At 73.1% G+C, this 26,031-nt stretch carries 28 protein-coding genes; 11 read left to right on the forward strand and 17 right to left on the reverse strand.

Annotated elements, in window-relative coordinates:
- Positions 1-270: 270 nt before the first annotated feature.
- Positions 271-1,143, reverse strand: a complete 873-nt coding sequence (locus CTZ28_RS25820) for a ketopantoate reductase family protein (protein WP_121892089.1) — start codon at positions 1,141-1,143, stop codon at positions 271-273.
- A gap of 70 nt (positions 1,144-1,213) precedes the next feature.
- Between CTZ28_RS25820 and CTZ28_RS25825 the strand changes: the two genes are divergently transcribed.
- Positions 1,214-1,843 carry a TetR/AcrR family transcriptional regulator gene (locus CTZ28_RS25825; protein ID WP_121892090.1) on the forward strand — a complete coding sequence of 210 codons (630 nt, stop codon included), beginning with the start codon at positions 1,214-1,216 and terminating at the stop codon, positions 1,841-1,843.
- 62 nt (positions 1,844-1,905) lie between these two features.
- Here the strand turns inward: CTZ28_RS25825 and CTZ28_RS25830 are convergent, their stop codons facing one another.
- The gene (locus CTZ28_RS25830) at positions 1,906-3,084 is read right to left on the reverse strand and encodes an acyl-CoA dehydrogenase family protein (protein ID WP_121892091.1); all 1,179 of its coding nucleotides are present in this window, start codon (positions 3,082-3,084) and stop codon (positions 1,906-1,908) included.
- Between the two features lie 204 nt (positions 3,085-3,288).
- Positions 3,289-3,663, reverse strand: a complete 375-nt coding sequence (locus CTZ28_RS25835; protein WP_121892092.1) for a four-helix bundle copper-binding protein — start codon at positions 3,661-3,663, stop codon at positions 3,289-3,291.
- Positions 3,664-3,838: 175 nt separating this feature from the next.
- Here CTZ28_RS25835 and CTZ28_RS25840 point away from each other — a divergent pair, with 175 nt between their 5' ends.
- Positions 3,839-4,204: a DUF6479 family protein gene (locus CTZ28_RS25840; protein ID WP_183154583.1), complete on the forward strand. Its 366-nt coding sequence runs from the start codon at positions 3,839-3,841 to the stop codon at positions 4,202-4,204.
- Between the two features lie 121 nt (positions 4,205-4,325).
- Here the strand turns inward: CTZ28_RS25840 and CTZ28_RS25845 are convergent, their stop codons facing one another.
- The 8 genes from CTZ28_RS25845 to CTZ28_RS25880 form a co-directional block, all read right to left on the reverse strand.
- On the reverse strand, positions 4,326-4,781 hold the full coding sequence (locus CTZ28_RS25845) for an RpiB/LacA/LacB family sugar-phosphate isomerase (protein ID WP_121892093.1): 456 nt from the start codon (positions 4,779-4,781) through the stop codon (positions 4,326-4,328).
- Positions 4,782-4,836: 55 nt separating this feature from the next.
- Positions 4,837-5,556: a 3-keto-5-aminohexanoate cleavage protein gene (locus CTZ28_RS25850; protein ID WP_121892094.1), complete on the reverse strand. Its 720-nt coding sequence runs from the start codon at positions 5,554-5,556 to the stop codon at positions 4,837-4,839.
- A gap of 44 nt (positions 5,557-5,600) precedes the next feature.
- Positions 5,601-6,293: an RraA family protein gene (locus CTZ28_RS25855; protein ID WP_121892216.1), complete on the reverse strand. Its 693-nt coding sequence runs from the start codon at positions 6,291-6,293 to the stop codon at positions 5,601-5,603.
- A 5-nt stretch (positions 6,294-6,298) separates the two neighbouring features.
- Entirely contained in the window at positions 6,299-7,090 is a 792-nt protein-coding gene (locus CTZ28_RS25860) for a carbon-nitrogen hydrolase family protein (RefSeq protein ID WP_121892095.1), read from the reverse strand.
- A gap of 64 nt (positions 7,091-7,154) precedes the next feature.
- Positions 7,155-8,216 carry an ABC transporter ATP-binding protein gene (locus CTZ28_RS25865; protein WP_121892096.1) on the reverse strand — a complete coding sequence of 354 codons (1,062 nt, stop codon included), beginning with the start codon at positions 8,214-8,216 and terminating at the stop codon, positions 7,155-7,157.
- 91 nt (positions 8,217-8,307) lie between these two features.
- On the reverse strand, positions 8,308-9,390 hold the full coding sequence (locus CTZ28_RS25870; protein ID WP_121892097.1) for an ABC transporter substrate-binding protein: 1,083 nt from the start codon (positions 9,388-9,390) through the stop codon (positions 8,308-8,310).
- Between the two features lie 143 nt (positions 9,391-9,533).
- Complete coding sequence (locus CTZ28_RS25875) at positions 9,534-10,349, reverse strand: ABC transporter permease (RefSeq protein WP_121892098.1); 816 nt, start codon at positions 10,347-10,349, stop codon at positions 9,534-9,536.
- Positions 10,346-11,263, reverse strand: coding sequence for an ABC transporter permease (locus CTZ28_RS25880; RefSeq protein ID WP_183154584.1), 918 nt, complete (start codon positions 11,261-11,263; stop codon positions 10,346-10,348). Before CTZ28_RS25880 ends, CTZ28_RS25875 begins: the two co-directional genes overlap by 4 nt.
- A 253-nt stretch (positions 11,264-11,516) precedes the next feature.
- On the opposite strand from CTZ28_RS25880, the gene CTZ28_RS25885 reads away from it, so the two are divergent.
- A complete protein-coding gene (locus CTZ28_RS25885) occupies positions 11,517-12,002 on the forward strand; it encodes an Lrp/AsnC family transcriptional regulator (protein WP_121892100.1) in 486 nt (161 codons plus the stop codon).
- 30 nt (positions 12,003-12,032) lie between these two features.
- Here the strand turns inward: CTZ28_RS25885 and CTZ28_RS25890 are convergent, their stop codons facing one another.
- Together CTZ28_RS25890 and CTZ28_RS25895 are read right to left on the reverse strand one after the other, a co-directional pair.
- Positions 12,033-12,503: an Lrp/AsnC family transcriptional regulator gene (locus tag CTZ28_RS25890; protein WP_121892101.1), complete on the reverse strand. Its 471-nt coding sequence runs from the start codon at positions 12,501-12,503 to the stop codon at positions 12,033-12,035.
- A 230-nt stretch (positions 12,504-12,733) separates the two neighbouring features.
- A complete protein-coding gene (locus tag CTZ28_RS25895; RefSeq protein ID WP_121892102.1) occupies positions 12,734-13,657 on the reverse strand; it encodes an SDR family oxidoreductase in 924 nt (307 codons plus the stop codon).
- A gap of 86 nt (positions 13,658-13,743) precedes the next feature.
- Between CTZ28_RS25895 and CTZ28_RS25900 the strand changes: the two genes are divergently transcribed.
- From CTZ28_RS25900 to CTZ28_RS25915, 4 genes are all read left to right on the forward strand, one after another.
- A complete protein-coding gene (locus CTZ28_RS25900; protein ID WP_121892103.1) occupies positions 13,744-14,349 on the forward strand; it encodes a TetR/AcrR family transcriptional regulator in 606 nt (201 codons plus the stop codon).
- 243 nt (positions 14,350-14,592) lie between these two features.
- Complete coding sequence (gene dhaK, locus CTZ28_RS25905) at positions 14,593-15,585, forward strand: dihydroxyacetone kinase subunit DhaK (protein WP_121892104.1); 993 nt, start codon at positions 14,593-14,595, stop codon at positions 15,583-15,585.
- A gap of 46 nt (positions 15,586-15,631) precedes the next feature.
- Positions 15,632-16,231, forward strand: a complete 600-nt coding sequence (dhaL, locus tag CTZ28_RS25910; RefSeq protein ID WP_121892105.1) for a dihydroxyacetone kinase subunit DhaL — start codon at positions 15,632-15,634, stop codon at positions 16,229-16,231.
- The gene (locus tag CTZ28_RS25915; protein WP_121892106.1) at positions 16,224-16,634 is read left to right on the forward strand and encodes a PTS-dependent dihydroxyacetone kinase phosphotransferase subunit DhaM; all 411 of its coding nucleotides are present in this window, start codon (positions 16,224-16,226) and stop codon (positions 16,632-16,634) included. The genes dhaL and CTZ28_RS25915 overlap by 8 nt, the downstream gene beginning before the upstream one ends.
- 25 nt (positions 16,635-16,659) lie before the next feature.
- Here CTZ28_RS25915 and CTZ28_RS25920 read toward each other — a convergent pair whose 3' ends face one another.
- Positions 16,660-17,298, reverse strand: a complete 639-nt coding sequence (locus CTZ28_RS25920) for a TetR/AcrR family transcriptional regulator (RefSeq protein ID WP_121892107.1) — start codon at positions 17,296-17,298, stop codon at positions 16,660-16,662.
- Between the two features lie 159 nt (positions 17,299-17,457).
- Between CTZ28_RS25920 and CTZ28_RS25925 the strand changes: the two genes are divergently transcribed.
- From CTZ28_RS25925 to CTZ28_RS25935, 3 genes are all read left to right on the forward strand, one after another.
- Entirely contained in the window at positions 17,458-18,219 is a 762-nt protein-coding gene (locus CTZ28_RS25925) for an SDR family NAD(P)-dependent oxidoreductase (protein ID WP_121892108.1), read from the forward strand.
- A gap of 326 nt (positions 18,220-18,545) precedes the next feature.
- A complete protein-coding gene (locus tag CTZ28_RS25930) occupies positions 18,546-19,547 on the forward strand; it encodes a fibronectin type III domain-containing protein (protein WP_121892109.1) in 1,002 nt (333 codons plus the stop codon).
- A gap of 162 nt (positions 19,548-19,709) precedes the next feature.
- The gene (locus CTZ28_RS25935; protein WP_121892110.1) at positions 19,710-20,261 is read left to right on the forward strand and encodes a hypothetical protein; all 552 of its coding nucleotides are present in this window, start codon (positions 19,710-19,712) and stop codon (positions 20,259-20,261) included.
- 593 nt (positions 20,262-20,854) lie between these two features.
- Here the strand turns inward: CTZ28_RS25935 and CTZ28_RS25940 are convergent.
- Together CTZ28_RS25940 and CTZ28_RS25945 are read right to left on the reverse strand one after the other, a co-directional pair.
- The gene (locus tag CTZ28_RS25940; protein ID WP_183154585.1) at positions 20,855-21,229 is read right to left on the reverse strand and encodes a hypothetical protein; all 375 of its coding nucleotides are present in this window, start codon (positions 21,227-21,229) and stop codon (positions 20,855-20,857) included.
- Between the two features lie 126 nt (positions 21,230-21,355).
- Positions 21,356-22,237 carry a hypothetical protein gene (locus tag CTZ28_RS25945; RefSeq protein ID WP_121892111.1) on the reverse strand — a complete coding sequence of 294 codons (882 nt, stop codon included), beginning with the start codon at positions 22,235-22,237 and terminating at the stop codon, positions 21,356-21,358.
- Positions 22,238-22,604: 367 nt separating this feature from the next.
- Here CTZ28_RS25945 and CTZ28_RS25950 point away from each other — a divergent pair, with 367 nt between their 5' ends.
- Entirely contained in the window at positions 22,605-24,677 is a 2,073-nt protein-coding gene (locus CTZ28_RS25950) for a SpoIIE family protein phosphatase (protein WP_121892112.1), read from the forward strand.
- Positions 24,678-25,101: 424 nt separating this feature from the next.
- Here the strand turns inward: CTZ28_RS25950 and CTZ28_RS25955 are convergent, their stop codons facing one another.
- A complete protein-coding gene (locus CTZ28_RS25955; RefSeq protein WP_121892113.1) occupies positions 25,102-25,878 on the reverse strand; it encodes a putative protein N(5)-glutamine methyltransferase in 777 nt (258 codons plus the stop codon).
- Positions 25,879-26,031: the final 153 nt, after the last annotated feature.

The following is a 26,031-nucleotide window of genomic DNA, read 5'->3' on the forward strand; positions in this document are numbered from 1 at the left end:
CGGCGGTCCTGTCGGCGAGTCGGCGGCCGGGCGCCGGAACGCGGCACCGCGGGTGTTCGCGGTGCCGCGCGGTGTTCGCCACGGTGACCGTGCCGGCCGTCACCCTGGTTGTACCCACAGGGGAGTTGCCGCCCTCGCCCATGGCCATGACCTGTTCACTCCGTGGTCATGAGGTCAGCGGTTGCCGTCCGTGGAGCCGGCGGAGCCGGGTTCGAGGACTGTGGGACTGGCGGTGGTGTGCGTGGTGAGGTTGTCGCCGTCCTGGGTCGCTCAGCGGGCTCCCGCAGGGGTACGGAGCTGTTCGGCCAGCCGCTCGAGTTCGGCCGCCGTGGCGGGCGAGGCGTCGCTGAGTCCGCTGTGCACGGCCGTCGCGCTCTTCAGGAAGCGCCGGAGCACGGCCACGAGGAGCCCTTGCGGCAGAGCCCGCAGCGCGGCGAACGCGCGAGGTACCGGCGGCCTCTCCATCGCGGCGAGGTTCTGCCGCATGAGGTGGAGCATGCCACGGACCGCGTCCGGGTCGTCGGCCAGCACCGCCGGGCCGCCCGCCGCGTGTACCGCCTGTCCGAGCGGGACCTCGAACGCGGCGTGCGTCCTGAGCCAGGCATCCATCCGCGGCTCGGCCCTGGCGTTGATCCCGGCGGTACGGAACGTCTCCACGATCCGTTCCAGTCGCGGGGTGGTACGGCCGTCGGGCTCGCCGATCGGCATCGCGACCCGGCGGGTGAGGACATTGCTCCTGCGGTAGCGGACCACGTCGCCGTCCATCGTGCCGCCGGTCATGGGGAAGCCGAGCAGCACCCGCTCGTGGCCGATCACCGCACCCAGTGTCTCCGGGCCGGCTGCCCAGTTGAGCAGGAACAGCACGTCACCCCGGACACCGGCGAGTGATTCCAGCACCGCATCCACCTGGTGGGTGCGGACGAGGACGGTGATCAGGTCGTACCCGCCGTCCGGGTGCTCGGTCACCGGTACCGGCACCCGCCTGACAGCGGGGCCGTCTTCCTCGGCGAGCTGCACTCCGTGCCGGCGCAGGGCGGTCAGGCGCTCACCCCGGGCGAGGAGCGAGACGTCGTGGCCGGCCTCGTGCATGCGGGCGGCGAACAGGCTGCCGCACACCCCGGCGCCGTACACGAGCAGCTTCATGACAGTCCTCTTTCATACGTTCGATTGAGTCATACGTTCGTTTCATTCAAACATATGTAGAGTCCCTCGTGTGGCGACCCCAGACACCCGCACCCAGATCCTCGACGCGGCCGAGCACCTCTTCGCCGAGCACGGATACCGCGGCACCTCGGTCCGCGCGATCACCAAACTCGCCGGAGCGAACCTGGCCGCCGTCGGCTACCACTTCGGCTCGAAGGCGGAGCTGATGGCCGCAGTCGCCCGCCGCGTGATCGAGCCCATCAACGCCGCCCAGTGCGCCGGGCTCGACACACTGCTCGCCCGGACCCCCGACCCACCGGTCAGCGAACTGGTGGAGGCATTCGCGGGGCCGCTGTTCGACGAGATGCCGGCCGACGACGAGGGCGGCGCCCGGACGTCCCGGCTGATCGTGACGATCCTCAGCGACCCGGCCGAGGAGGCACGCAACTGGACCGGCCCCGCCGAGGACTCGGTCCGCGAGCGCTACCTCGCAGCCTTCGCGCGCGCACTGCCCGGCCTGTCCCCGCAGGAGCTGCGGTTCCGGATGCGGGGGATCCTCGCCGTGACGGCCGTCGACCGCCTCGAGGTCCACCAGCAGCCCTCCCCCGGCTGCGGGTCCCCGGCGGCGGGCGAGGCGGCCCGGCGATGGGCGATCACGTTCCTGACGGCAGCGATGAGCACACCACCGACCCGAACCTGACGCCCCACTCTGATCGGTCTGCTGCAGGGCTGCCGACCGTCACCCGTCGGCGCCGTCCCGGTTCAGCGTCGTACCCGTGGCATTCCCAGGCCGATCCACGAGATGATCTCGCGCTGGATCTCGTTGTTGCCGCCGCCGAAGGTGAAGATCACCGCCGAGCGGTAGCCGCGTTCCAGCTCGCCGTGGAGGACCGCGCCGGCCGAGCCCTCCTTCAGCGGCCCCGCCGCGGCGACGATCTCCATGAGCCAGGCATAGGCGTCCCGGCGGGCCTCGGAGCCGTACACCTTCACCGCGGAGGCGTCCTGCGGGGTGAGGCTGCCGTCCTGGACGGCGTTCACCATCCGCCAGTTGAGCAGCTTCATCGCGTCCAGTTCGGCGTAGGTCCTGGCCAGCCGGTTGCGTACCCAGGAGAGGTCGATCACGCGGCGGCCGTCGGCGAGCTTGGTGCCGGCCGCCCAGCGCTGGACGTCGTGCAGGGCGCGGATCGCCGTCGTGCCGTGCGCGGCGAGGGTGACCCGCTCGTGGTTGAGCTGGTTGGTGATCAGCCGCCAGCCCTGGTTCTCGGCCCCGACCCGGCGGGAGACGGGGACGCGGATGTCCTCGTAGTAACTGGCTGTGGTGTCGTGCGAGGCGAGGGTGTTGATGACGGTGCAGGAGTAGCCGGGATCGGAGGTCGGCACCAGGAGCATGGTGATGCCCCGGTGCGGCGGGGCCCCGGGATCGGTGCGCACGGCCAGCCAGACCCAGTCCGCGGTGTCGCCGTTGGTGGTCCAGATCTTCTGCCCGTTGACGACGTACTCGTCCCCGTCGCGCACCGCGCGGGTCTTCAGGGACGCGAGATCCGTGCCGGCGTCCGGCTCGCTGTAGCCGATGGCGAAGTCGATCTCGCCGGAGAGGATCCGCGGCAGGAAGTACGCCTTCTGTTCGTCGGTGCCGAACCGCATCAGGGTCGGGCCGACCGTGTTCAGCGCCATGAGCGGCAGCGGTACGCCGGCCTGCGCGGCCTCGTCGAAGAAGATGAACTGCTCCATCGCCGTCAGCCCGCGCCCGCCGTACTCCTCGGGCCAGCCCACGCCGAGCCAGCGGTCCGCGCCGAGCCGCCTGATCGTGTCGCGGTAGAACCGCTTCTGCGCGGCCGGGTCGGCGTAGCGCGCGGCTGCGTGGTCCGGAACCAGGTCGGCGAAGTAGGCGCGCAGTTCGGTGCGCAGCCGCTGCTGCTCGGGCGTGTGGTCGAGATGCACGGCGCCTCCCAGGCTCCCGATGGCCGGTCCTGACGGCGCACACCGTAGAACGTGTTACAGAAATTGGGAATGGCGCACTTCGAGGAAGTGCGGGAGACGGCATAAAAGTCCACAGCGGCGGCAGGGCGTACGGGACCGCGGGCGGTCGCGGGACCCGGCGGGGGCCGCCGGGAGGCGCGAGCGCCGCGGGGGCGGTCGGTCGCGTCAGCCGAGCGCCGCGACGAAGTCGGCGCAGGCCCGGGCGCACGCCCGGCACGCCTCCGCCGTCGCCCGCGCGCCGGTCCGTCCGTCGAAGGCCTCGGCGCTGTCGAGGCAGACCGCGCGGCACCACTCCAACTGGATCCGCAGTCCGGCCTGGTCCTGGCAGTTCTGTTCGGACAGCATGCGGCAGGTGGTGTCACACACCTCCGCACACAGGATGCCCTGCCGCCGCGCCCGCTCCGGCCCGTCGGTCCCGTCCGGATCCAGGAGGCTCGCGCGCACCGCGCAGGCGCGGGCACACTCGGTGCACGCCTGCGCACAGGCGAAGCGGTCCTCCAGGAAGCGGTACAGCTCCTGCTCGGAAGTCGTCGGTGTCACGCGGTCCGGGTAGCCCCGTCGGAACGGGTCAAACCAGGCCGGGGCGGGTCGCACGGGCGCGCGCGGATGCCCCGGCCGGGGGCGGACGGCACCCGCGGGGCGGCATCGCGGGGCGTGGCCGGCCGACCACGGAAGGCGTCCGGTTCATCCCGTTATGAAGGGGTACTCCAGTGCTATGAGCACCGTATCGATGCAGATGGCCGCCGCCAGCGGCCTGCTGAGCCTCGGACTCTTCGTGGTGGCTGTGGCCGTGCTGGCGGTCCTCGGCGGGAGCTTCTGGCTGGGCTCCCGCGTCAAGTACAGCGAACCGCCCCGGCCGCGCCCCGAGGAGCAGCCGCAGCTGCCCCCGGAGGGCGCGGTGCACGAGATCCGCGAGAACCGGGAGTCCGAAGAGGTGCCGCGGACCGCGGAGGGCGATCGTCCGCTCACCCCGTACGAGCTGAGCAACCAGCAGACCCGGCCGAGCGCGTCGAAGGACCGGCCGCGCTGGAGCGAGGGCTCGAGCGGCTCGTTCGGCGGCGGTGGACTGGGCGCCCACTGACGCCGAAGGCGGCCGCCGGGCACCCCGTCGTCCGCCCTCCCCCGGTCCTGGCCCCCGGGACGTCCGGGGGCCAGGACCGGGGAAAGCTGTGCGCGCCGGGCGCCCGCGCGTACGAACCGGGCTAGGAATCCGCCCGCGCGGCGTCCAGGCGCTCGAGGTGGGCCACGTTGCCGCGGTCCTCGGCGTCCTCGCTCGGCCCGGTCGCGAACCAGGCGTCGAGGATCTCCTTGAGGACCGGCTCGGAGGTCAGGCGCAGACCGAGGGCCAGGACATTGGCGTCGTTCCAGCGGCGGGCGCCCTCCGCGGTACCGGCGTCCGTGCACAGCGCCGCCCGTACGCCCGGGACCTTGTTCGCGGCGATGGAGGAGCCGGTTCCGGTCCAGCAGCACACGACGGCCTGGTCCGCCGTCCCGGCGGCGACGTCCCGGGCCGCCGCCTCGGAGCAGACCGCCCACTGCGGATCGGCCCCGGGAGCCAGCGCGCCGTGCACGCGCACCTCGTGCCCGCGCCGGCGCAGCTCCGCGACGACGAGCCGGGCGACGGGTTCGTCCATGTCCGAGGAGACAGAGATCCGCATGCCGCGGAGCCTAACGGACCGCGGGACCCGTCGCCCGGGCCCGGACCGAAGAGGGTCAGCGCACGGCGAGGGCGCGGGCGGCCGTGACCAGCTCCGCGTTGTGCCCGGCCGAGGTGCCGTCCGGGAGGTGGATGCCGTCCTCGAAGCCGATGCGGGCCTGGTGCCCGTCCTGGAGCGCGGCGCGCAGCACGGGCCAGGTGGTGGCCGCCTCACCGTGGTAGAGCAGCGGGCAGCCGACCCCGGCGGCACGGATCCGGGCGGCCATCTCCCGGGCGTGGGCGACCGCCGTGTCCGGATCCTCGTCCATCGGCTCGATCAGGATGCGCGCGTTGTCCGCCAGCGTCGGCGAGGCGAGCAGCGCGGGCACGTCGTCCGTGCTCCACACGGCGCTCTCCAGTGTCATGCCCCGGGCGGTGACGAGGGCGGCGGTCTCCGCCGCGCCCTCCTCGCTGAAGGCGACCGAGGCGAAGTCCGGCAGTACGTCCCAGGCCTTGACCAGGTCGTACCGCTCCTGGGGTCCGGAGCAGGTCCACAGGCCGGTCGTGGTGCCGACGATCGCGGCGGGCGCGGCGGAGCGGATGGCGCGCAGGACGTCGGCGAGGTCGTCGGGTTCGATCGTCTGGCCGCCGTCCGTGGTACGGACGTGGAAGTGGACGACGTCGGCGCCCGCGGAGACCACCGCGGCGGTGTCCGCGGCGATCTCCTGGGGGGTCAGCGGCACGGCGGGGTGCTCGGTACGGGTACGCCCGCCGTTGATGGCTGCCTTGAGGAACATGGGTGCTTCCTTGCGAAGGGGTGGGTGACCGGGAGGGGTCGCGGTCACGCTGTGGTGGGGTCGGGGCGCAGCAGGTTCTCGACGGTGCGGGTGGCCCCGGTGAGCGTGCCGAGCCGGTCTCCCCGGTGCAGCGCGGCGATGAGACCGGGCTCCTCGGCGTCGTCGGCGAGTGCCTCGTCGAGGACGGCGGCGAGCCGGGCGGCCGGCGCGACGAGCAGGCCGTTGTCGTCGCCGAGGACGAGATCGCCCGCGCGTACGGCCACTCCGCCGCAGCTGACGGGGGCGTTCAGGGAGCCGTCGGCGATGCCGTGCAGCTTGGTGGTCAGCAGCGAGGTGCCGTACGCGTGCACGGGGAGGCCGACCTCGCGCAGGGCGCCGATGTCGGTGCAGACGCCGTCCACGACGGCGCCGGCCGCGCCGCGCGCCGCGAGGGCGTGCACCACGACCTCGCCGAGCGGGGCGTGCCGGCGGTCGCCGCCGCAGTCGACGACCACGACGTCACCCGGTCCGACGAGGGACGCGGCGTGGTGCAGCAGGGTGGAGTCGGTGGCGGTGATCCGTACGGTGACGGCGCGGCCGACCAGCCTGCCCCGGCCGGCGACGCGCCGCAGGGCCGGATCGCAGAATCCCTCCTCCAGGTAGTGGCCGAGGGTGGGGAAGTCGACGTCGGCCAGTCGTGCCGCCAACTCGCCGTCCAGCGGCGGTACTTGTTCCAGATCGCGGATGTCAAGGGGCATCTTCGTCACCTCGGTCCGATGATGATGCGGCGGTTGCGGAGGACCGGCAGGATGGTCCGGGCCCGGTCGATGCGCTGCTTGTCCGCCTCGACCACGCACAGGGCGCGCTCCTCCTCACCGAGCGCGGCGCGCACGACCCCGAGCGGGTCGATGGCCATGCTCATGCCGATGCAGTCGGGCGTGGTGAGCGAGGCGGCCACGACCCAGCAGGTGTTCTCGATCGCGCGGGTGCGCAGCAGCGTCGTCCAGTGGTCCTCCTTGAGCGGGCCGCGCACCCAGGCCGCGGACACGGACAGCAGGTCGGCGCCCATTTCGACGAGGGTCCGGGTGAACTCGGGGAAGCGCAGGTCGTAGCAGTTGACCAGCCCCACGTTGAACTCGCCTATCCGCACCACGCAGGGCCCCTCGTCGCCGCGCTGCACCTCGCGGGACTCGCGGTAGTCGAAGGCGTCGTAGAGGTGCATCTTGCGGTAGCGGCCGAGGAGTTCGCCGTCCGCGGAGACGGCCGCGATGGTGTTGTACGGCAGGGAGTCGCCGCTCGGTTCGTAGCCGCCGGCGATCACGGCGATGCCGTGGGCGGCGGCGATCCGGGACAACTCGCCGAGGAAGAAGGGCCAGTGGGCCTCGGCGGTCTCGTGCAGCGGCCCGGCGGCGGCCTCCGCCGGAATCATCGCCTCCTCGGGGAAGACGACGAGTTCGGCGCCCGCGGCGGCGGCTTCACCGGCCATGGTCTCGACGACGTCGAGGTTTCCCGCGACGTCGGCGGTGGGGGCGTACTGGGCGGCGGCGACCTTCACGGTCGTGTCTCCTTGCTGTGGTTGCGGTGGTTGCGGTGGTCGGGCGGAACCGGGAGCGGGGCGGTCATTCGGCGAGCACCCGGGAGGCGTCCGGATTCCAGTGCGCCCACGCCCGGCCGCCGGGGGCCGGACCGGCCGCGTCCGCGGGATGCGTCTCGGCGACGAACGCGCTGCCGTCGTCGAGGGTGAGGTGGTGGCGGACGGCGCTGCCGAGGTAGACCGACTGCTGCAGGGTGCCCTGCAGCGCGGCACGGCCGGCCGGGATCGCGCTCTCCTCGCGGCACACCCGGATGTGTTCGGGGCGCACCGCGAGGTGGGCCTCACCCGTGAGGTCCGTGCGCGGCACCGGCAGTGTGCCGAGGCCCGGCACCGCGAGAGCGGTGCCGTCCGTGGTGCCGGTGAGGAAGTTGGAGGTGCCGATGAAGGAGGCGACGAAGCGAGTGGCGGGCCGCTCGTAGACGCCCTCGGGGGTGTCGACCTGGACCACCCGGCCGCCGTTCATGACGGCGATCCGGTCGGACATGGTCAGCGCCTCCTCCTGGTCGTGGGTGACGGTCACGAAGGTGACCCCGACCTCGCGCTGGATCTTCTTCAGCTCCAGCTGCATCTCGGCTCGCAGCTTCTTGTCCAGGGCGCCGAGGGGCTCGTCGAGCAGCAGCAGGGAGGGGCGGGCGATGAGCGCGCGGGCGATGGCGACGCGCTGCCGCTGGCCGCCCGAGAGCTGCGCGACGGCCCGGTCGCGGAAGCCCGTCAGCCGGACCAGGGCCAGGGCCTCGTCCACCGCGGCGGGGATCTCCGCCTTCGGCCGCAGCTTGCGGACCTTCAGCTCGAACGCCACGTTGTCGGCGACGCTCAGGTGCGGGAACAGGGCGTAGCTCTGGAAGAGCATGTTCAGGTCGCGTCGGTGCGCCGGAAGACCGGTCGCCGGGACGCCGCCGAGTTCGATGCTGCCCTCGGTCGGCTCCTCGAAGCCGGTGATCATCCGCATCAGGGTGGTCTTCCCGCAGCCCGACGGGCCGAGGATGGAGAAGAACTCGTTCCGGCGGATGTCGAGGGTCACCTCGCGCACGGCGTGCGCGGTGCCGAAGACCTTTCCGACGCCGGAGAGGCGGACGGCCGGAGTCATGGGTTCGGCAGACGCAGGGGGCGGGGACACAGGGGGCGGGGACATGTGGTCAGCCAATATGGGTTTCGTGAGCTTGTGGTTCGCTGCCATGTCACGACGCCTTGACCTTGGTCCAGCCCTGCTGGAAGTACTGCATCGCGGTGCCCGGGTCGAGCAGGAAGTCGGCCTTGGCGATGGCCTCGTCGGGCGCGTAGATGGCGGTGTTCTCCAGGGCCGCCTTGTTCTTGATGAGCTTGCGGGCGGCCTGGTTGGCGCTGGCGGAGGAGCCGTCGTCGGTGGCCTTCGCGGCGACCTCGGGACGCAGCAGGTAGTTGATGAACTTGTACGCCGACGTGACGTTCTTCGCGCCCTTGGGGATGGCGATGCCGTCCGTCCAGATGGAGCCGCCCTCCTCCGGGATGACGTAGTGCACATGGGGGTCGGACGCCACGACCTTCGCCATGGCGGTGCCGCTCCACGCCTCGGCCGCGCACGCCTGGCCCGTGGACAGCAGCTGCGGGTAGTTGGTGGAGTTGTAGCCGGCGAGGACCTTCTTCTGCTGCTGCAGCGCCTCGGTCGCCTGCGCGATCTCGTCCTTGTCGGTGCTGGTGGCCCGGTGTCCGGTGACCTGGAGGCCGGCGATGTAGGCCGCGAGCATGTTGTCGAGCATGTACAGCTTGCCCTTGTACTTGGCGTCGAAGAGCGTCTTCCAGCTGGTCGCCGACTTGATGCAGGTGTCGTTGTAGGCGAAGCCGGTGGTCCCCCAGATCCACGGGATGCTGTACTTGTTGCCCGCGTCGTAGGTCGCGGTGCGGAACTTGGGCGCCAGGTTGCCCAGTCCCTCGATCTTCGAGTGGTCCAGCGGCTGGATGAGGTTCTGCCCGATCAGCTGCTGCACGGTGTACTGGCTGGGTTCGACCAGGTCGTACCCGGAGGAGCCGGAGCTGAGCTTGGCGGTCATGGTCTCGTTGCTGTCGAAGGTGTCGACCGTGACCTTGATGCCGGTCTCCTTCTCGAAGCCCTTCACCACGGAGTCGGGGATCTCTCCGGCCCAGGCGTAGACGTGCAGCTCCTTGCCGCCGCCGGAGGAGGAGCCGGCATCGGAGCCTGAGCCTCCGCAGCCGGTGGCGAGCACGGCGGTGACGGTGAGCACGCAGGTGGCGAGCAGGGTTCTCGGGAGGGTGGTACGGGACATGGCGAGACCTTTCGGGAACGTGCCGAGGGTGTGCGAGGACGTACGGGCGCGGGCGGGAGCGGCGTACGACGTGACGGCGTACGGCGCCACAGGCGGTGCCGGGCGGTGCGGGCGCGGGACGGAGCGCGGGGTGCGGCGGCCGGTCAGGTGCGGTCGTCGACGAGGACGCGGCGCATCTGCCGCAGCCCGGCGCCCAGGATGATCACGAAGGTGAACAGCACGAGGAGGGTGCCCAGTGCGTTGATCTCCGGGGTGAGTCCCGTCTTCAGCAGGGAGTACACCCGCAGCGGCAGGGTGGTGGTGCCGACGCCGCCGGTGAAGGTGGACATCACGATGTTGCCGAAGGAGATGGTGAAGCACAGCAGCCAGGAGGCCAGCAGGGCGTGTTTCAGCAGCGGCAGGGTGATCAGGCGGAGCCGCTGCCAGGCGCCGCAGCCGAGGTCGGCGGCGGCCTCGTCGAGGGACGGGTCCAGGGCGCGGTGCGCGCCGATCACGATCAGGGCCGCGTAGGGCAGGGTCACCACCAGATGGCCGAGGACCAGCGAGGTCATCCCGAGGCTCGCCCGCAGGGTGCCGAACACGGACAGCAGGGCGACGCCGAGCACGATCTCCGGGATCACCAGCGGCAGGAACAGACTGCCGGAGAACAGGGCCCGTCCGCGGGGGCCGAGCCGGGCCATGCCCATCGCGGCGAACAGCCCGCCGAGGGTGGCGAGGGTCGCCGAGATCACCCCGGCCTCGGCGCTGACGCGGAGCGCGGCGAGCAGATCGGTGTCCTGTGCGAGCACGCCGTACCAGCGGGTGCTGAACCCGGCCCACTTGTAGGTGAGGTCGGAGTCGTTGAACGACAGCACCACGACGACCACGATGGGCACGTACAGGAAGACGATGACGCCCCGGGCGAGCCAGCCGGTCACGGCGTCGGGCAGGTGTCCGGTGCGGGCGGCGCGGCTTCTCATGACGTCTTTCCTCTGAGCCGGCGGGCCGCGGTGCCGAGGACCGCCACCGACAGGATCATCAGGGCGAGCAGGACGACGGAGGCCGCCGCGCCCATGGGCTGGTTCCGGAACTCGGTGTAGAGCGTGACGATCAGGTTGCCGACGAGCTGGTTCTTGCCGCCGCCGAGCAGGACCGGGATCACGAAGACACCGAGCGTCGGGATGAAGGTGAGCAGCGCCGCGGCGAGCAGTCCGGGCCGGACGAGGGGCAGCAGCACCTTGGTGTGCACCCGCCACCAGCCGCAGCCCAGGTCCCGGGCGGCCTCGCCCAGCGACGGGTCGACGCCGCGCAGGGTGGCGTACACCGGGAAGATCGCGGTGGGCAGGAAGGCGTAGACGAGGCCGATGAACGACGCGCCCTGGCTGGGGATCCACTGGGCCGGGCCGTCGGTGAGGCCGACCGCGTCGGTCAGCGCGTTGACCGGGCCGCCCGGGCTGAGCAGGTTGATCCAGGCGAAGGTGCGCACCAGGAAGTCGGTCCAGAACGGCACGATGATCAGCAGGAGCAGGATGCCCTGCCGCTGCGGCGGCCGGCCGGCCAGCCAGTACGAGACGACATAGCCGAGGACCAGACAGACGACGGTGTTCAGGGCCGCCATGCCGAGGCTGTATCCGAAGACCTTCAGATACACCGGGTCGATCAGCTCGCGGTAGTTGGCCAGGGTGAAGCCGCCCTGTACACCGCCGTAGGCGTCCGGCGCGGCGAAGCTGTTGCGCACCACCAGGGCCAGTGGTACAAGGACCAGTGCCACGACGGTGATCCCGGCGGGCGCCAGCAGGGCGAGGGTGGCCCCGTGATGCCGCAGACGGCTCCGGGACGCCGGGGCGGTCGGCGACGCGGTGGCGGGCGCCGGCGGCGCGGCGGTGACGGTCACCACGGTCTCCGCGCGGCGGACGGGGGTTCCTGCATGGACTGTGCCTCCTCACGAGCGGTCACGCGCGGCCGGGATGATCATCCGGCCGTTTCGTGCGCACCAGCTTCCGCCCGCATGGACGGCCCTGAACAGGGGCGTTGACATCGAATCCAGTGGAAACGCAGCCTGAATTCCACGCATCTCGCAATCGCCGCGAAACAACGGGGTCCGCGGATGGCGGGACAGCGGGCGGCACAGGAAGGGAGGTGGCGGTGTGATCGACGATCTGGACCGGCAGATCATCGACCAGCTCCGCGTCGACGGCCGGCGGTCCTTCGGGGAGATCGGCCGGTCGATAGGTCTGTCGGAGGCCTCGGTGCGGGCGCGCTTCCAGCGGCTGCAGCGGCGTGGGGCGATCCAGGTGGTGGGCATGACGGACGCGGTCAGGCTCGGGGAGGTGGAGGTGCATCTCGCGGTGCGGGTGCAGCACATCCCGGTGGCGCTGGTCGCCCGGGAGCTGTCCCGGATGCCGGAGGTGCGCTACGTGGCCTCCTGCGTCGGGCCCTACGACCTGATCACGGATGTCCGCTGCCGCAATCTGGAGCATCTGTCCGAACTGCTCACCGAGCGGGTGCGGCGGGTGAACGGCGTCGCGCACGCGGAGGCGCTGACCGTGCTCGAAGTGGTGAAGGACAGCTATCTGTGGGCGGGCTTCCGTGATCTGCCCGCCTCGCCCGACCAGCGCATCCTGCCACCGTGACGCGTACGGCGGCCACCCGGCGCGGGCCGCTCAGTCGCCCGCGACGGCCTGCCCCACGGCGCTGTCGAGCCCGTTCCACGAGTAGTCCTTGAACAGCTCGAGGAGCAGCAGCACCTGCACCCGGGACACCCCGGGCAGCATCCTGATCTCGTCGAGCAGCTGCACCAGCTGGGCCTGGTCCCGGCACGTGCCTTCCAGGAAGATGTCCTGGCTGCCCGCGCAGAGCGCCACATGGTTGACCATCGGCATGTCCGCGAGGCTCTTGGCGACCGCGCGGGGGGTGAGGTCCTGCACCCGGACCATCAGCCGGACGGACTGGTGGCCCAGGGTGAGCGGATTGCACAGCGCGACGATGCGCAGCGCGCCGCTCTCCTGCAGCCGCGCCACCCGCTGACGCACCGTCGCCTCCGAGACCCCCAGCTCACGGGCGAGCGTGGTGTACGGGGTGCGTCCGTCGCGGGTGAGGCTCCGGACGATGTTCCGGTCGAGTTCGTCGATCAACGAGGCCGCCTCCTTCCCGGCACGTCCCCTGCATCCTGTTCTCCTGCTCCCTCACCTCCCGACCGTACGCGACCGTCCCGAGCACGGTGCGCGGGGGGCCGCCGGGGGCAGCGGGGAGCGGGAACGCCGGCGGCCAGGCCGCATCCGCCCGCGCGGGCGGATGCGGCCTGGCTGCCTCACAGGGGCGTCACGGGTGTGGGTCCGTGGGCGCGGGCGGCCGGACCCTGTGGTCAGGAGGCGGTGGCCGGGGTGTGGAAGTAGTGGCCCTTGTCGAGGTCGTCGAGGAGCCCGGGGTGGGTGGGCTGCCAGTCCAGCAGCTCGCGGGTCAGGGTGCTCGACGTCGGGGCGTCGAGCCCGAGGAAACCGCCCAGCCAGGCGAAGTGCTCGGCCGCGGCCTCGGGGGCCACGGCGGCCACCGGCACCTCGAGGTGCCGGCCGATCACCTCGGCGACGTCGCGGATCGCGACGCCCTCCTCCGCTGCGCCGTGCAGCACGGTCCCCGCGGGTGCCTTCTCGACGGCCAGGCGGAACAGCCGGGCGGCGTCGAGACGGTGGACGGCGGGCCAGCGGTTGGCGCCGTCGCCGAGGTAGCCGGAGACGCCCGTGGCCCGGGCGATGGCGACCAGGGTCGCCATGAACCCCTTGTCCCCGTCGCCGTGGCAGGTCGGGGAGAGCCGCACCACGGACGAGCGCACACCGCGCGAGGCGAGGCCGAGCACCGCCGTGGCGGTAGCCGCGCGGGCGGCCGCCTGCGAGCCGTCGACGGTGGGCATGTCCCGCTCGGTCGCCACCTGCCCCGGCTTGAGCCCGGCCAGTCCTGAGGCGAGGACGAAGGGGCGGTCCGTGCCGGCCAGGGCGTCGCCGAGGGTGTCGGCGGCACGGCGGTCGGCGTCGGTGGCGCCCTGGAAGTCGCCGCTGAAGGCGATGTCGTGCTTGAAGGCGAGATGGACCACCCCGTCCGACGCGGCGGCGGCGGAGGCCAGGACGTCGAGGTCGTCGACGGTGCCGCGGACGGTTTCCGCCCCGGCGGCGGTGAGGGCGGCGGCTGAGGCGTCGGAGCGGGCGAGCCCGACGACCTGGTGGCCCGCGCCGATGAGTTCGGGAACGAGGGCGGAGCCGATCCAGCCGGACGCTCCGGTCACGAAAATGCGCATGGGAGAGACCCCAGAATGTTGACGTCAGTGACTGTCATCGACACTAACATGCGATGTCAGGCACTGCCATCACGTAGGATCCGCCCATGGGTAGATGGCAGCCGAATGCGCGCGGGCGCCTGGCGGAGGCGGCGTTGGCGCTCTACAGCGAGCGGGGCTACGAGCAGACGACGGTGGCGGAGATCGCCGGGCGGGCCGGCCTCACCGAGCGGACCTTCTTCCGGCACTACGCCGACAAGCGCGAGGTGCTGTTCGACGGCTCGGGCGCGCTGCAGGAACTGTTCGTGGACGCGGTCACCGGGGCTCCGCGGTCCGCGGCACCGATCGACGCGCTCGCGGCGGGGCTGGCGGCGATCTGCCCGATGTTCGCCGACCGCCGCGAACACGCCCGGCGGCGGCAGGCCGTCGTCATGGCCAACCCGGAACTGCTGGAGCGTGAACTGATCAAGCTCGCGTCGCTGTCGGCCACGCTCGCCGACGCGCTGCGCCGCCGCGGCGTCGCGGAGCCCGCCGCGAGCCTGACCGCCGAGGCGGGGGTCGCCGTCTTCAAGGTCGGCTTCGAGCGCTGGACCGCGGCGGGCGAGGAGCGCGAACTGTCACAGGTGCTGCAGGAGTCGCTGACCGCGTTCAGGGCCGTGGCCGCGGGCGGCCGGGCCGATTCCGCACCCCGAACGGGGCCCGCGGCACCCTGACCGCCACCCGTCTCGCCGCCCACCGTGACCTTCGCTGCCCCAAGGCCGATACTGCCAGGGGAACGCATGAGCCGCCCCCGAACACCTGACAGCCCATCACAGCGACAGCACCGAGCCCGCGGCACCACCGCCGGGGGCCCGCCGCCGACCGCGGTCCGCCGCGTCCGGCAACCGGGCTCACCCGTACCGACCAGCTGAAATGCAGCTCAGAAGGCCATCTGTTAGCGTCAATTGGAGGTACCCATGAGGATGCTGATCAACGTCCCGGAGACCGTGGTGGCGGACGCGCTGCGGGGGATGGCGGCGGCCCATCCCGAGCTGACCGTGGACGTGGAGAACCGGGTGATCGTCCGGCGGGACGCTCCGGTGGCCGGACAGGTCGCGCTCGTCTCCGGCGGCGGGTCCGGGCACGAACCACTGCACGGCGGCTTCGTGGGGCCCGGGATGCTGTCGGCCGCCTGCCCGGGCGAGGTGTTCACCTCGCCGGTCCCCGACCAGATGGCGCGCGCCGCCGCGGCCGTGGACAGCGGCGAGGGCGTGCTGTTCGTCGTGAAGAACTACACGGGCGACGTCCTCAACTTCGACATGGCGGCCGAACTCGCCGAGGACGAGGGCATCCGGATCGCGAAGGTGCTCGTCAACGACGACGTGGCGGTCACCGACAGCCTCTTCACGGCGGGCCGGCGCGGCACGGGAGCCACCCTGTTCGTGGAGAAGATCGCGGGTGCCGCGGCCGCCGAGGGACAGCCGCTGGAGCGGGTGGAGTCCGTGGCGCGCCAGGTCAACGAGAACTCCCGCAGCTTCGGCGTCGCCCTCAGCGCCGTCACCACCCCCGCCAAGGGCAGCCCCACCTTCGATCTGCCGCCCGGCGAACTGGAGTTGGGCATCGGCATCCACGGCGAGCCGGGCCGCGAGCGGCGGGCCATGATGACCTCCGGTGAGATCGCCGACTTCGCGGTGGGTGCGATCCTGGACGACCTGCCCCCGCGCGACCCGGTTCTCGTCCTGGTCAACGGCATGGGCGCGACCCCGCTGCTGGAGCTGTACGGCTTCAACGCCGAGGTGCAGCGGGTGCTCGGCGAGCGCGGCGTGGCGGTGGCCCGCACCCTCGTCGGCGACTACGTCACCTCCCTGGACATGGCGGGCGCCTCGGTCACCCTGTGCCAGGTCGACGAGGAACTGCTGCGCCTGTGGGACGCGCCGGTGCGGACGCCGGCCCTGCGCTGGGGGATGTGACTCGGCGTTCGCAGCGACCAACGTACCTACGACGCAAGGAGATCCCGTGCTCGACGCCGCTTTCTTCCGCCGCTGGATGGCCGCCACCGCCGCGTCCGTCGACCGTGAGGCGGAACGGCTCACCGCTCTCGACTCGGCCATCGGGGACGCCGACCACGGCGCCAACATGCAACGCGGGTTCACGGCCGTGACGGCCGCCCTCGAGAAGGAGGCGCCGACGACGCCGGGCGCCGTCCTGACGCTCGCCGGACGGCAGCTCATCTCCACGGTCGGCGGCGCGTCCGGGCCGCTGTACGGGACGCTGCTGCGGCGCGCGGGCAAGGCGCTCGGTGACGCAGCCGAGGTCGGCGAGGAGCAGTTCGCGGACGCGTTGCGGGCGGGCGTGGACGGGGTCATGGCGCTCGGCGGTGCCGCACCGGGCGACAAGACCATGATCGACGCGCTGCTGCCGGCCGTCGACGCGCTCGGCGACGGCTTCGCGGCGGCGCGGGCCGCCGCCGAGGCGGGAGCCGTGGCGACGGTGCCGCTGCTGGCCCGCAAGGGCCGGGCGAGCTATCTCGGGGAGCGCAGCATCGGGCACCAGGATCCCGGTGCCACCTCCTCCGCGCTGCTGATCGCCGGGCTCGCGGAGGCCGGGGATGAGTGACGGGCAGCGGGTCGGCATCGTGCTGGTGTCGCACAGCGCCGCGGTGGCCGACTCGGTCGCCGAGCTGGCGAGGGGTCTGGCGGGCGGCGGCGCGGAGGTGCCCGTCGCGTCGGCGGGCGGCACGGAGGGCGGCGGGCTCGGCACCAGCGCCGAGCTGATCTCCGCCGCCGCGGCAGCCGTGGACCGGGGCGCCGGGGTCGCCGTCATCACGGACCTCGGCAGCGCGGTGCTGACGGTGAAGGCGCTGCTCGCGGAGGGCGACGAACTCCCGGATGGCACCCGGCTCGTGGACGCCCCGTTCGTCGAGGGCGCCGTGGCGGCGGTCGTCACGGCGTCCGCGGGCGGCGACCTGGACGCAGTGGAGGCGGCGGCCGCGGAGGCGTACACGTACCGGAAGGCGTGAGCGCCACTCCCCGGGGTGGGCCGCGCTAGGCAAGTCCTGAGGCCACGAGGGTGAGGGCCGAGCTGAGGGTTGCCGTCAGTTCGGTCTCCGCCGTCGTGGCGTCGGTGTCCTCCTCGTCGATGCGCCAGGCGTAGTGCTCGATCGCCGCGCGCAGCGCCGCGTTGAACATGGCGGCCTGGACGGTCGGCCCCAGCTCGTCGGCGGACACTCCGGCCCGTTCGGCGAGGGCGCGGGCGAACGCCGGCTCGGCCGCGTCGTACGACTGGAGCCAGACCGCCCGCAGCCCCGGCTCGTCGCGGGTCAGCCGGACCAGCGCGCCGATGGTGGCGCGGTCGGGGCCCGCCACCAGGCGGCTGTCGGCGGGTACCGCGCGGGTGAGGACCTCGGCCAGCGGCCGGCCGGGCCGCCAGGCGCGCAGACAGCCGGCGATCTCCTCGATCCCGGCCTCGAACAGCGGCCGTACGCAGGCCTCCTTGCTCGGGAAGTAGCGCCACACCGTGCGCGCGGAGACCCCGACGGCCCGCCCGATCTGCTCCCCCGTGGTCGCGGCGACGCCCTGGCCGACGAACAGGTCGACCGCGGCCCGCGCGATCCCCAGCCGGATCTCCGCCTTGCGCTCCTCGGTCAGGGGCGGTCGTCCCGTGCGTCCACTCGCTGCGGTCATCTGGTCCTCCGGCTCGGGCTGCTGCTGCCACCGGAATTCTCCACCGCGACTTTATGTCACTCACAGACAATAAGTCGTAGGGTGGGCGCGTGCGCCGGGCGCTCCGCCCGGCGCACCACGCGAGACGAACCAACTGGATCAACTGATGGGGAGCGGGTCATGGCCAGCGGACTGGACGGCCGGAGCGTCGTCGTCACCGGTGCGGGATCAGGGATCGGGCGGGCCGCGGCGCTGGCCTTCGCCGCGGAGGGCGCCCGGGTGGTGGTCGCGGACCTGGACGCCGACGGAGCGGGCGCGGCCGTCGAGGAGATCACCCGGGCGGGTGGCACGGCCGTGGCCGTCACCGGCGACCTCAGCGAGCAGGCCGTGGTGGACCGGCTGGTCGCGACCGCGGTGGAGCACTTCGGCGGGGTGGACGTCCTGGTGAACAACGCCGGGATCATGGACCGCATGTCGGCCCTGGCGGAGGTGAGCGACGCCGAGTGGGAGCGGGTGCTGCGGGTCAATCTGACCGCCCCGTTCCTGCTCACCCGGGCGGTGCTGCCGCACATGCTGGCGGCGGGTCGGGGCGTCGTCGTGAACACCGCCTCCGAGGCCGCCCTGCGGGGCAGCGCGGCGGGCGCGGCGTACACGGCCTCGAAGCACGGGGTGATCGGCCTGACCAAGTCCCTCGCGGTGATGTACCGCAGCCAGGGCATCCGGGCGAACGCGATCGCCCCGGGCGGGACCAGGACCGCGATCACCGTGGACGCGGCGGACGGGGCGCACGGACCCGCCGCCCTCGGCGCGTACTTCGGCAACATGGGCCGCACCAGTGAGCCGGCGGAGCAGGCGGCCGCGATCGTGTTCCTCGCCTCGGACGCGGCGAGCAGCATCAACGGCGCGATCCTGCCGGTGGACAATGGCTGGTCGGCGGTCTGACATCGGCCGGTGACACATGGGCGCGGGCACCACGAAACCCAGCACAGGAATATGCTCGCGCCCCATGGTCGGCAGGGGCCGGGGGCCCGGGCCCGCATCGGCCCAGACCACCCCGACCACCCGCGCACGGCGCGGGATCAGCGACGACAGCGTTCCGCGCCACAGGCGCGAACTCCCCTGTATTTCCGGAGAGTTCGGCCGTGAGGAGCTTCAGCATACGTAACGTTCCGGGGTGGTCACCAACACGGCCCTCTTGATGAGAGCGCACCGGCCGGGCATATTGGTCCGGACCATTGCCGTGTTGCCGTCCCCGGGGAGGCACAGCCGTGCGACGCGTTCCCGTACCCCACGCACCGGCCCTGGCGGCACTGGCGCTGGTCGCGGCCTGCGGCTGGAGCGGAGCGGCCGACGACGGAGGCGAGCGGCCCCCGGGGGCGCCGACCGGTGTCACCGCACAGGCCGGCAGCGCCACGAGCGTGCACGTCATGTGGAACGCGGTGGCGAGCGCACCGGGCGTCCACGCCTACGAGATCTATCGCGGCACCACAAAGATCAGCGAAGTGCCGGGTTCCGCGCACATGGTGGACGTCACCAGGCTCACGCCGTCGACCACATATGTCTTCACCGTACGGGCCCGGGACGGCGACGGACGGCTCGGCCCGAGCAGCCGGCAGGTGCGGGCGCGGACACCGGCCGCCGTCGCGGCGGACCGCTCCGCGCCCTCCCGCCCGGCGAGGCCGACGGGACGGGCGGCCGGCAGCCGCGCGGTCCAGCTGTCCTGGGGCGCGGCCGAGGACGACCGGACCGTGGCGTCGTACGACATCTACCAGGGAACGGCGAAGGTGCACAGCGTCGGCGGCAGCCAGACCGCGACGGTGGTGACCGGACTGCGGCCCGGCACCCGCTACACGTTCACGATCCGGGCCCGCGACGCGGCGGACAACGTCTCGCCCCCGAGTGCCGCCGTCCGGCTGACGACACCGGGCACCGACGACGACGGCGGCGACACCGCGCCCACCGGCTTCCGCGTGACGACGCACCGCGCGGACGGGGCCCACTACCTCGACCTGTCCTGGCTCCCGCCGCGCGCCGACGGCGTGGTCACGGAGTACCAGATCCAGCTCGACCGCGGGCAGCCCACCTCGCTGGTGTGGGGCGGCACCCCGCCTGAGGGCCGGGCCGCGCACAGCTTCTACATCGGCCGGGAGGCCGGGGTCGCCCACCGGGTGCGGATCCGGGCCAGGCTGCCGGACGGCACCTGGGGCGGGTTCTCGGCGGAGCGGAAGGTGACGACGGGCTCGGGGTCCGGCTCCGGGCCACAGGGTTAAGGGAGTTGACCCGGACGGAGCAGCCACTCACCCGGACGGTATCGGTCCGGCTGCGGGACGGCCCGGCGCCGCATGGGATGCGGGTGAGGCAGCACGGACGTTTCCCGACCCTCGGCGGTGCATGGGACGTTCCGCCAACCGTGCCGCCGGAGGGCAAGCCCAATGCGCACTACTCGATTCCTCTCCCGCTCCGGCCAGCTACTGGCCGCCGCCGCGGCGCTGCCCGTCGGGCTCGCCGGGCCGTCCACCGCGGCCTCGGGCATCTCGGTGAGCACCAACGCGTCCACCGTGTCCGTGGTCACCAGCGCGTGCACCCAGATCAACGGCAGCTGGGGCAACGCCTCCCTGCTCGCCGCGGGCCAGACGAACTTCGCCGAAGGACGCCAGGCGGCGCTCTCCGGCACCACCGTCAGTCAGTCCGCGGCCTGGTCCGACATCAGCCCGGGTACGTACACGGTCGTCGTGGTGTGCTCGAACGGTGGCACCGCCGGCTCCCAGTCCGTCATCGTCTCCGCCGCGAAGGCCCCGAATCCCACCCAGGCCCCCCAGACCACCGCCACGCCCGCCCCGCAGCGGGGCGTCGCGGGCGGTGAGGGCGGCACCGTGCACGACTACGGTCCGGTCACCATCGGCATCGGCGCGGCCCTCGTGGGCGGCGGGGTGATCGCCGCGGGCTGGTACCTGCGGCGCCGCTCGAAGCCCCACCGCCTCTGAACGCCCGCTCCCGCGCCGGGTGCGCACTCGACCGGCCCCGGCCGGTCACCCGTCGCGGGACGGCCCGCGGCAGCGGCCGGCGCGGTCCCCGGGCGGCCCGCTCCGTCCGGCCCCCGGGGCCGGCTCCCCTCCCCCGCGTCCGCGGTCGGGTCCCCCCGCCCGGACAGGCCGTCGGGCGGCAGGGTCTCGATCTCCTCCAGGGCGTGGGTGAGTCATCGGGTCCAGACATCTCCAGGCCGACACCCGCGCGCAGGACCAGGTGGCACGGCCGGTCCTGCGGGCCGGCGCCGGTCGGCGGGACGTCACGGCGCTCGATCTCCTCGTACTCGGCCGGCTGCCGCCGGCGCAGGTCGAGACGGCGATACAGATCGGCGTCGAGGCCGACCGTGCGGCGGTGTGCGGCCGGAACAGCAGGGCGTCCCGGTGCGGCTTCGGATCCTGGGACGCGGGCGGCCCGGCGGGCCGGCCCGGGCGCGGAGCCGGCCCCCGGTCAGCTCCAGCCCCGACGAGGGCAACCGGGAGGAGGTGAGCCCGTGCCACGGGCGACGCCCCGGTCGGCGGGCGGCCGGCCGGGGCGTGCGGGGGAACGGACGTCAGCGGCTCTCCAGCCGCAGGTGCAGATCCCGCTCCTGGTCGCCGGAGGCGGTGCAGGTCTCCTGGACGGCGAACAGGGAGCCCAGAGTCGTACGGAACCGGTCGACGGCCCAGTAGCCGCCCTGGACGTCCGCGAGGACGGAGGACCCGAGCCGGACGGGCGGTGCGGGCACCTCATGGGCGTCCGCCACGTCGTAGGTGCCCAGCCACACCATGGGTCGCGTCTCGTGGAGCTGCTGCGGCACCTCGTCGGCACCGCGGTCGCACGCGAAGCAGGCCCGCAGGACGTCGAACACGATCCGGGCGTCCTCCTTGGAGCACCCGCTGATCTCCACCGAGACGGACTCCGGGTGCGACCGCCGCATGTTCTTCATGATCGCTCCTCTCGTGGCCGCGCTGCGGTGGAACGGGGACACCCCGCGCAACCGCGCCCATCCCTCAGCAAAGCACCACCCGCCGCCGGGCACTACCGGTGCGTGGCGCCGCCCCGGCGCGCCGGTTCACCCGCGGGTGAACCGGTACGTCTTGCTGTCCGTGAGCACACAGAAGCCGGGCGAGACGACGATCACGCGCAGGGTGCCGGTGCGCCGGTCGTAGTCGATGCCCTCCGCCTCGAAGGTGCCGGAGCAGGCGCTGCGCAGCGGGAGTTGACGCAGCGCCGTGACATGGCCGGACACGTCCGCCGTGCCGTTCGGTTCGGCGGACAGGTCGATCTGCAGGAGCGGTTTGGTGATGCCGAAGAGGCTGCCCTCGGGGTCGTCGGAGGAGCACAGCAGGGTCGTGGGGCCGGAGAAGTCGCAGCCCTGGACGTCGCGCACGGCGTGGTCGAGACGGACGGTGGCGGCCTGCGGGAGGTTCGCGGAGGGCGACGTGCCCGCGTTGACGCCCGGCGTCGGGAAGACCAGGAGCCGGTTCATCGTGCCGTACTCGCCCGACAGCATCCACTGCCCGCCCGGCGAGACGGCGACCCAGGAGTTGTTCAGCGCCTCCCCGGGGCTGAGCGTGTGCACGTACTCGGACCAGGCACCGCCCGGCGCCTGGACGCGGAACATCTTGGTGCTGCCGGAGTCCCGCTGGTAGGGCTCGATGTAGTAGCCGTCGTAGGAGGCGTCGGGGTCGCCCACGTGGTTCCAGCCGCGGGAGGCGAGGTCGACGGGGATGGTGCCGATGCCGGTGTACCGGTTGGGGCTGCCGGCCGGGACCTCCACCGAGGCCAGGCCCTGGCTCTCGGTCAGCGGGTCGGCGCGGTCGGAGCCGACCTCGGTCCAGGTGTCGGCGGCGGAGGCGGGCGGGGCGGCGGACACGGATACGACGACGGCGGTGGCGAGCGCGACGAGTCCGGTCAGGACTGCGTGACAACGTTGCCGGGCGGACACGGGCATGGGTGCCGGCTCCTCGGTGGTGGGGGGTGGGTGGCGCGTTCGGCGGACAGTCTGGCCCGGATCCGATGAGCATGTACAGACCAATCGGGAAACGTGGGGGTGAACGCGCGCGTGGTGGCCCGTGAACTGGTGACCGGTGAACCGGTGACCGCCGACGGCGTTCGCCACCGGCTCCGGTGACAGACAAGTGGCAGACAAACCGGTGACCGCTTGTTCCGCCTTGTTTCGCCGTACGCCGGCCCCCGAGTTGAGGGATGGTGGAGATAGCGGACGACGGCGTCGGAGAGCCGGGCGTGGGCGCGATACGACAGGGGCATCCGGCCCGGGGGACGACGTGCCGCGAGGACGGTGTGAGGCGGTGCGTGCGATGAGTGCAGCCGAGGCACCCTTGGCCGGGGGCGGTGGCCCGGTCCGGCCGAGCGGGCTGCTCGACGTGCTGGGCGTGGCCTCGGTCGTGCTGGACGTCGAGGGGCGCGTCGTGCTGTGGAGCCCCCAGGCCGAGGAGCTGTTCGGCTACTCGGCGCGGGAGGCCCTGGGCCGGTACGCGGCCCGCCTGATGGTGCACGAGGAGCACATCGCACTGGTCCGTAAGCTGTTCGCCGACGTGATGGCGACCGGCCAGAGCTGGGCCGGCGCGTTTCCCATCCGGGTCAAGGACGGCGGCACGCGCCTGGTGGAGTTCCGCAACATGCGGCTGACGGACGACCGGGGCGACGTGTTCGCGCTGGGGCTCGCGGTCGACCGGTCCACGGTGTCCCGGCTCGAACAGGACGTGGCCCTGTCGGAGCGGATGGTCAAGCAGTCGCCGATCGGGCTGACCGTGCTGGACACGGAGCTGCGGTACGTCTCGGTCAACGCGGCGCTGGTCCGGATGGACGGCGTCCCCGCCGAGGAACTCATCGGGCACACCCCGCGCGAGGTGCTGCCGCTGCTGGACTTCGAGACCGTGGAGGACGCGGCCCACCACGTCCTGGAGACCGGCTGCCCGCTGATCGACCGGGCCGTCGTCGGCCGCACCCCGGCGGATCCCGACCAGGACCACGCCTGGTCGCTGTCGCTGTACCGGCTGGAGGACGCCATCGGCCGGGTGCTCGGTGTCGCGGCGTCGATCGTGGACATCACCGAGCAGTACCGGGCCGGTGTCGAGGCGGAGGCCGCGCGGCGCAGACTGGCCCTCGTCGCGGACGCCTCCGCCCGCATCGGCACCACCCTGGACCTGGACCGCACCGCCCGTGAACTGGCCGACGTCGCGGTGCCGGAACTGGCCGACATCGCCGCCGTCGACCTGCTCGACGCCGTGGTCGAGGGCCGCCGCAGCACCCTGGGACCGGCCGAGCCCGCGCTGATCCGCCCGCTCGCGGTCCGGGCGGTGCCGGAGACGGACGCGGTCCGGGCCGCCGACCCGCCCGGAGAGCGCGTCCGGTACACCCCCGACCGGCTGGTCACCGCGTGCGTACGCACCGCACGCCCGGTCGTCGTGCCGCAGGTGAGGGACGCCGACCTCGACCACATCGCCCACTCCCCCGAGGCGGCCGAGCTGCTGCGCCGGGCGGGCGTGCACTCCTACCTGGCGGTGCCACTGATCGCGCGCGGCGAGGTGCTGGGCGCCCTCGACCTCAAACGCGCGGGCAATCCGCTGCCCTTCGACGAGGACGACGTGCTGCTGGCCGGGGAGCTGGCCGCCCGCGCGGCCGTGCAGATCGACAACGCCCGCTGGTACCAGAACGCCCGTGACACCGCCCTCACCCTGCAGCGCAGCCTGCTGCCCGGCCGGCCGCCCGTGATGACCGGCCTGGAGGTCGCCTCGCGCTACCAGCCGGCGGGCGCCGCGAGCGAGGTCGGGGGCGACTGGTTCGACGTCATCTCGCTGGACGACGGCAGGACGGCGCTCGTCGTGGGCGACGTCATGGGCAGCGGCATCGGCGCGGCGGCCACCATGGGCCGGCTGCGCACCGCCACCGCCACCCTCGCCTCGCTCGGCCTCGACCCGGCCGTGCTGCTCCGGCAGCTCGACAAGATCACCCCGGGTCTTGACCACTCCATCGCGACCTGTGTGTACGCCGTCCACGACCCCCGGCTCGGCCAGTGCCGCATCGCCAACGCCGGTCATCTGCCCCCGGTCCGGATCCGCGCCGGGCAGCCGCCGGAACTGCTCGCGCTGCCCACGGGCGTGCCGCTGGGCGTCGGCGGTGTCGCCTTCTCCACCACCGCGGTCGACTTCGCCCCCGGCGACCGGCTGGTCTTCTACACCGACGGGCTGGTGGAGACCCGCCGGCACTCGCTGGACGAGCGCCTGGCCGCGCTGCTGGCCCTGCTGGAGGGGCCGGACCGCCCGCTGGAGGAGGTCTGCGACCTGCTGCTGCGTACGCTGCACCACCCCGACAACCACGACGACGTGGCGCTCCTCATCGCACGGTCCGTGGACCCCACGACCGAGTGACACGCACCGGTCCGGCCCGTCCCTCCGGAGTGGGAGGCGCGGTCGCGTACGCCACCGCCTCGGACGGCCCGGGCGGCCGGGCGGGGTGGGCGTGCACGGTGAGGCGACCGTCGCGGACCCCGGCACCGGCCGGTGGGTCGTACGGGTCCGGCAGCAGGCACCGGCGCAAGGACCGACGGCGGAACAGGTGACCGTCGCGAGCGACGACGGCGCCCGGTGGACCTGGGCCGTCGGCCCGGACACCGCGGTCCGCCGTAGCGGCTCGTCCGGCTCGGGCGCGCTGGTGGAGGGCGCCACGGCCTTCCTGGTCGAGGGCGGCTTCGGCGGGAGGTGGTGGGTCGACCTGTGCGTGGGGCAACGGGTCCGGGGCGCGGGGCGAAAAGCACCGGTTGCCATGCCGCCCCGCTCCCCCGACCGCGATCGGCTACTCCCTGACTCCGATCACCACGTGCGCGTACAGCTCCTCGCAGACCGCCAGGGCCGTGGTCAGGCCGGCGCGGGCGAGGGTCTCGACGGCCGGCCGTGCCTGCTGTTGGCTGGTCTCGACAAGGAGGCAGCCGCCGGGGGCGAGCCAGCCGGGCGCGGCGCCGGCGACGCGGCGCAGCACGTCAAGGCCGTCCACGCCGCCGTCCAGGGCGAGCAGCGGCTCGTGGTCACGGGCCTCCGCGGGAAGCAGCCCGACCTCGCCGCTCGGGACGTACGGCACATTCGCCGCGAGGATGTCGACACGGCCCCGGAGCGTGCGGGGCAGCGGCTCGAACAGGTCGCCCGCATGGGCGTGTCCGCCGTACGCCGCGATGTTGCGGCGGGCGCAGCGCACCGCGGCCGGATCGACGTCGGCGGCGTGCAGTTCGACCGGGCCGAGCGCCGCGGCCAGGGCGGCGCCCACGGCGCCGGAGCCGCAGCACAGGTCCACGACGACCCGGGCGCCCGGGGAGCGGGCGAGTGCCTGGTCGACGAGGAACTCGGTGCGGCGGCGGGGCACGAAGACGCCCGGTTCCACGGTGATCCGCAGTCCGTGGAACCGGGCCCAGCCGAGGACGTGTTCGAGGGGCTGCCCGGCGGCGCGCCGGTCCACCATGGCGGTGAGTTCGTCCGGGGTGCGGGCGGTGCCGAGGATCAACTCCGCCTCGTCCTCGGCGAAGACGCAGCCGGCGGCGCGCAGCGCGGCGACGACGGCGGAAGGGGTGAGCAGGGGCATGGAAGCCGAGAGCCTTTCGGTGACCTGGGGGCCGAAGGGCGCTCCCGCGGGCACCGGCTACCGGCGACGCCCGCCGCGGTGAGGGGTGAGCACCCGACCTGACACAGCGGTAATGGGTCTCACCTCCTCGACGGCACAGGCCGGGACGTTCCG

It is taken from the genome of Streptomyces shenzhenensis (assembly GCF_003688995.1).
In the GTDB taxonomy this organism is placed as follows: Bacteria; Actinomycetota; Actinomycetes; order Streptomycetales; family Streptomycetaceae; genus Streptomyces; species Streptomyces shenzhenensis_A.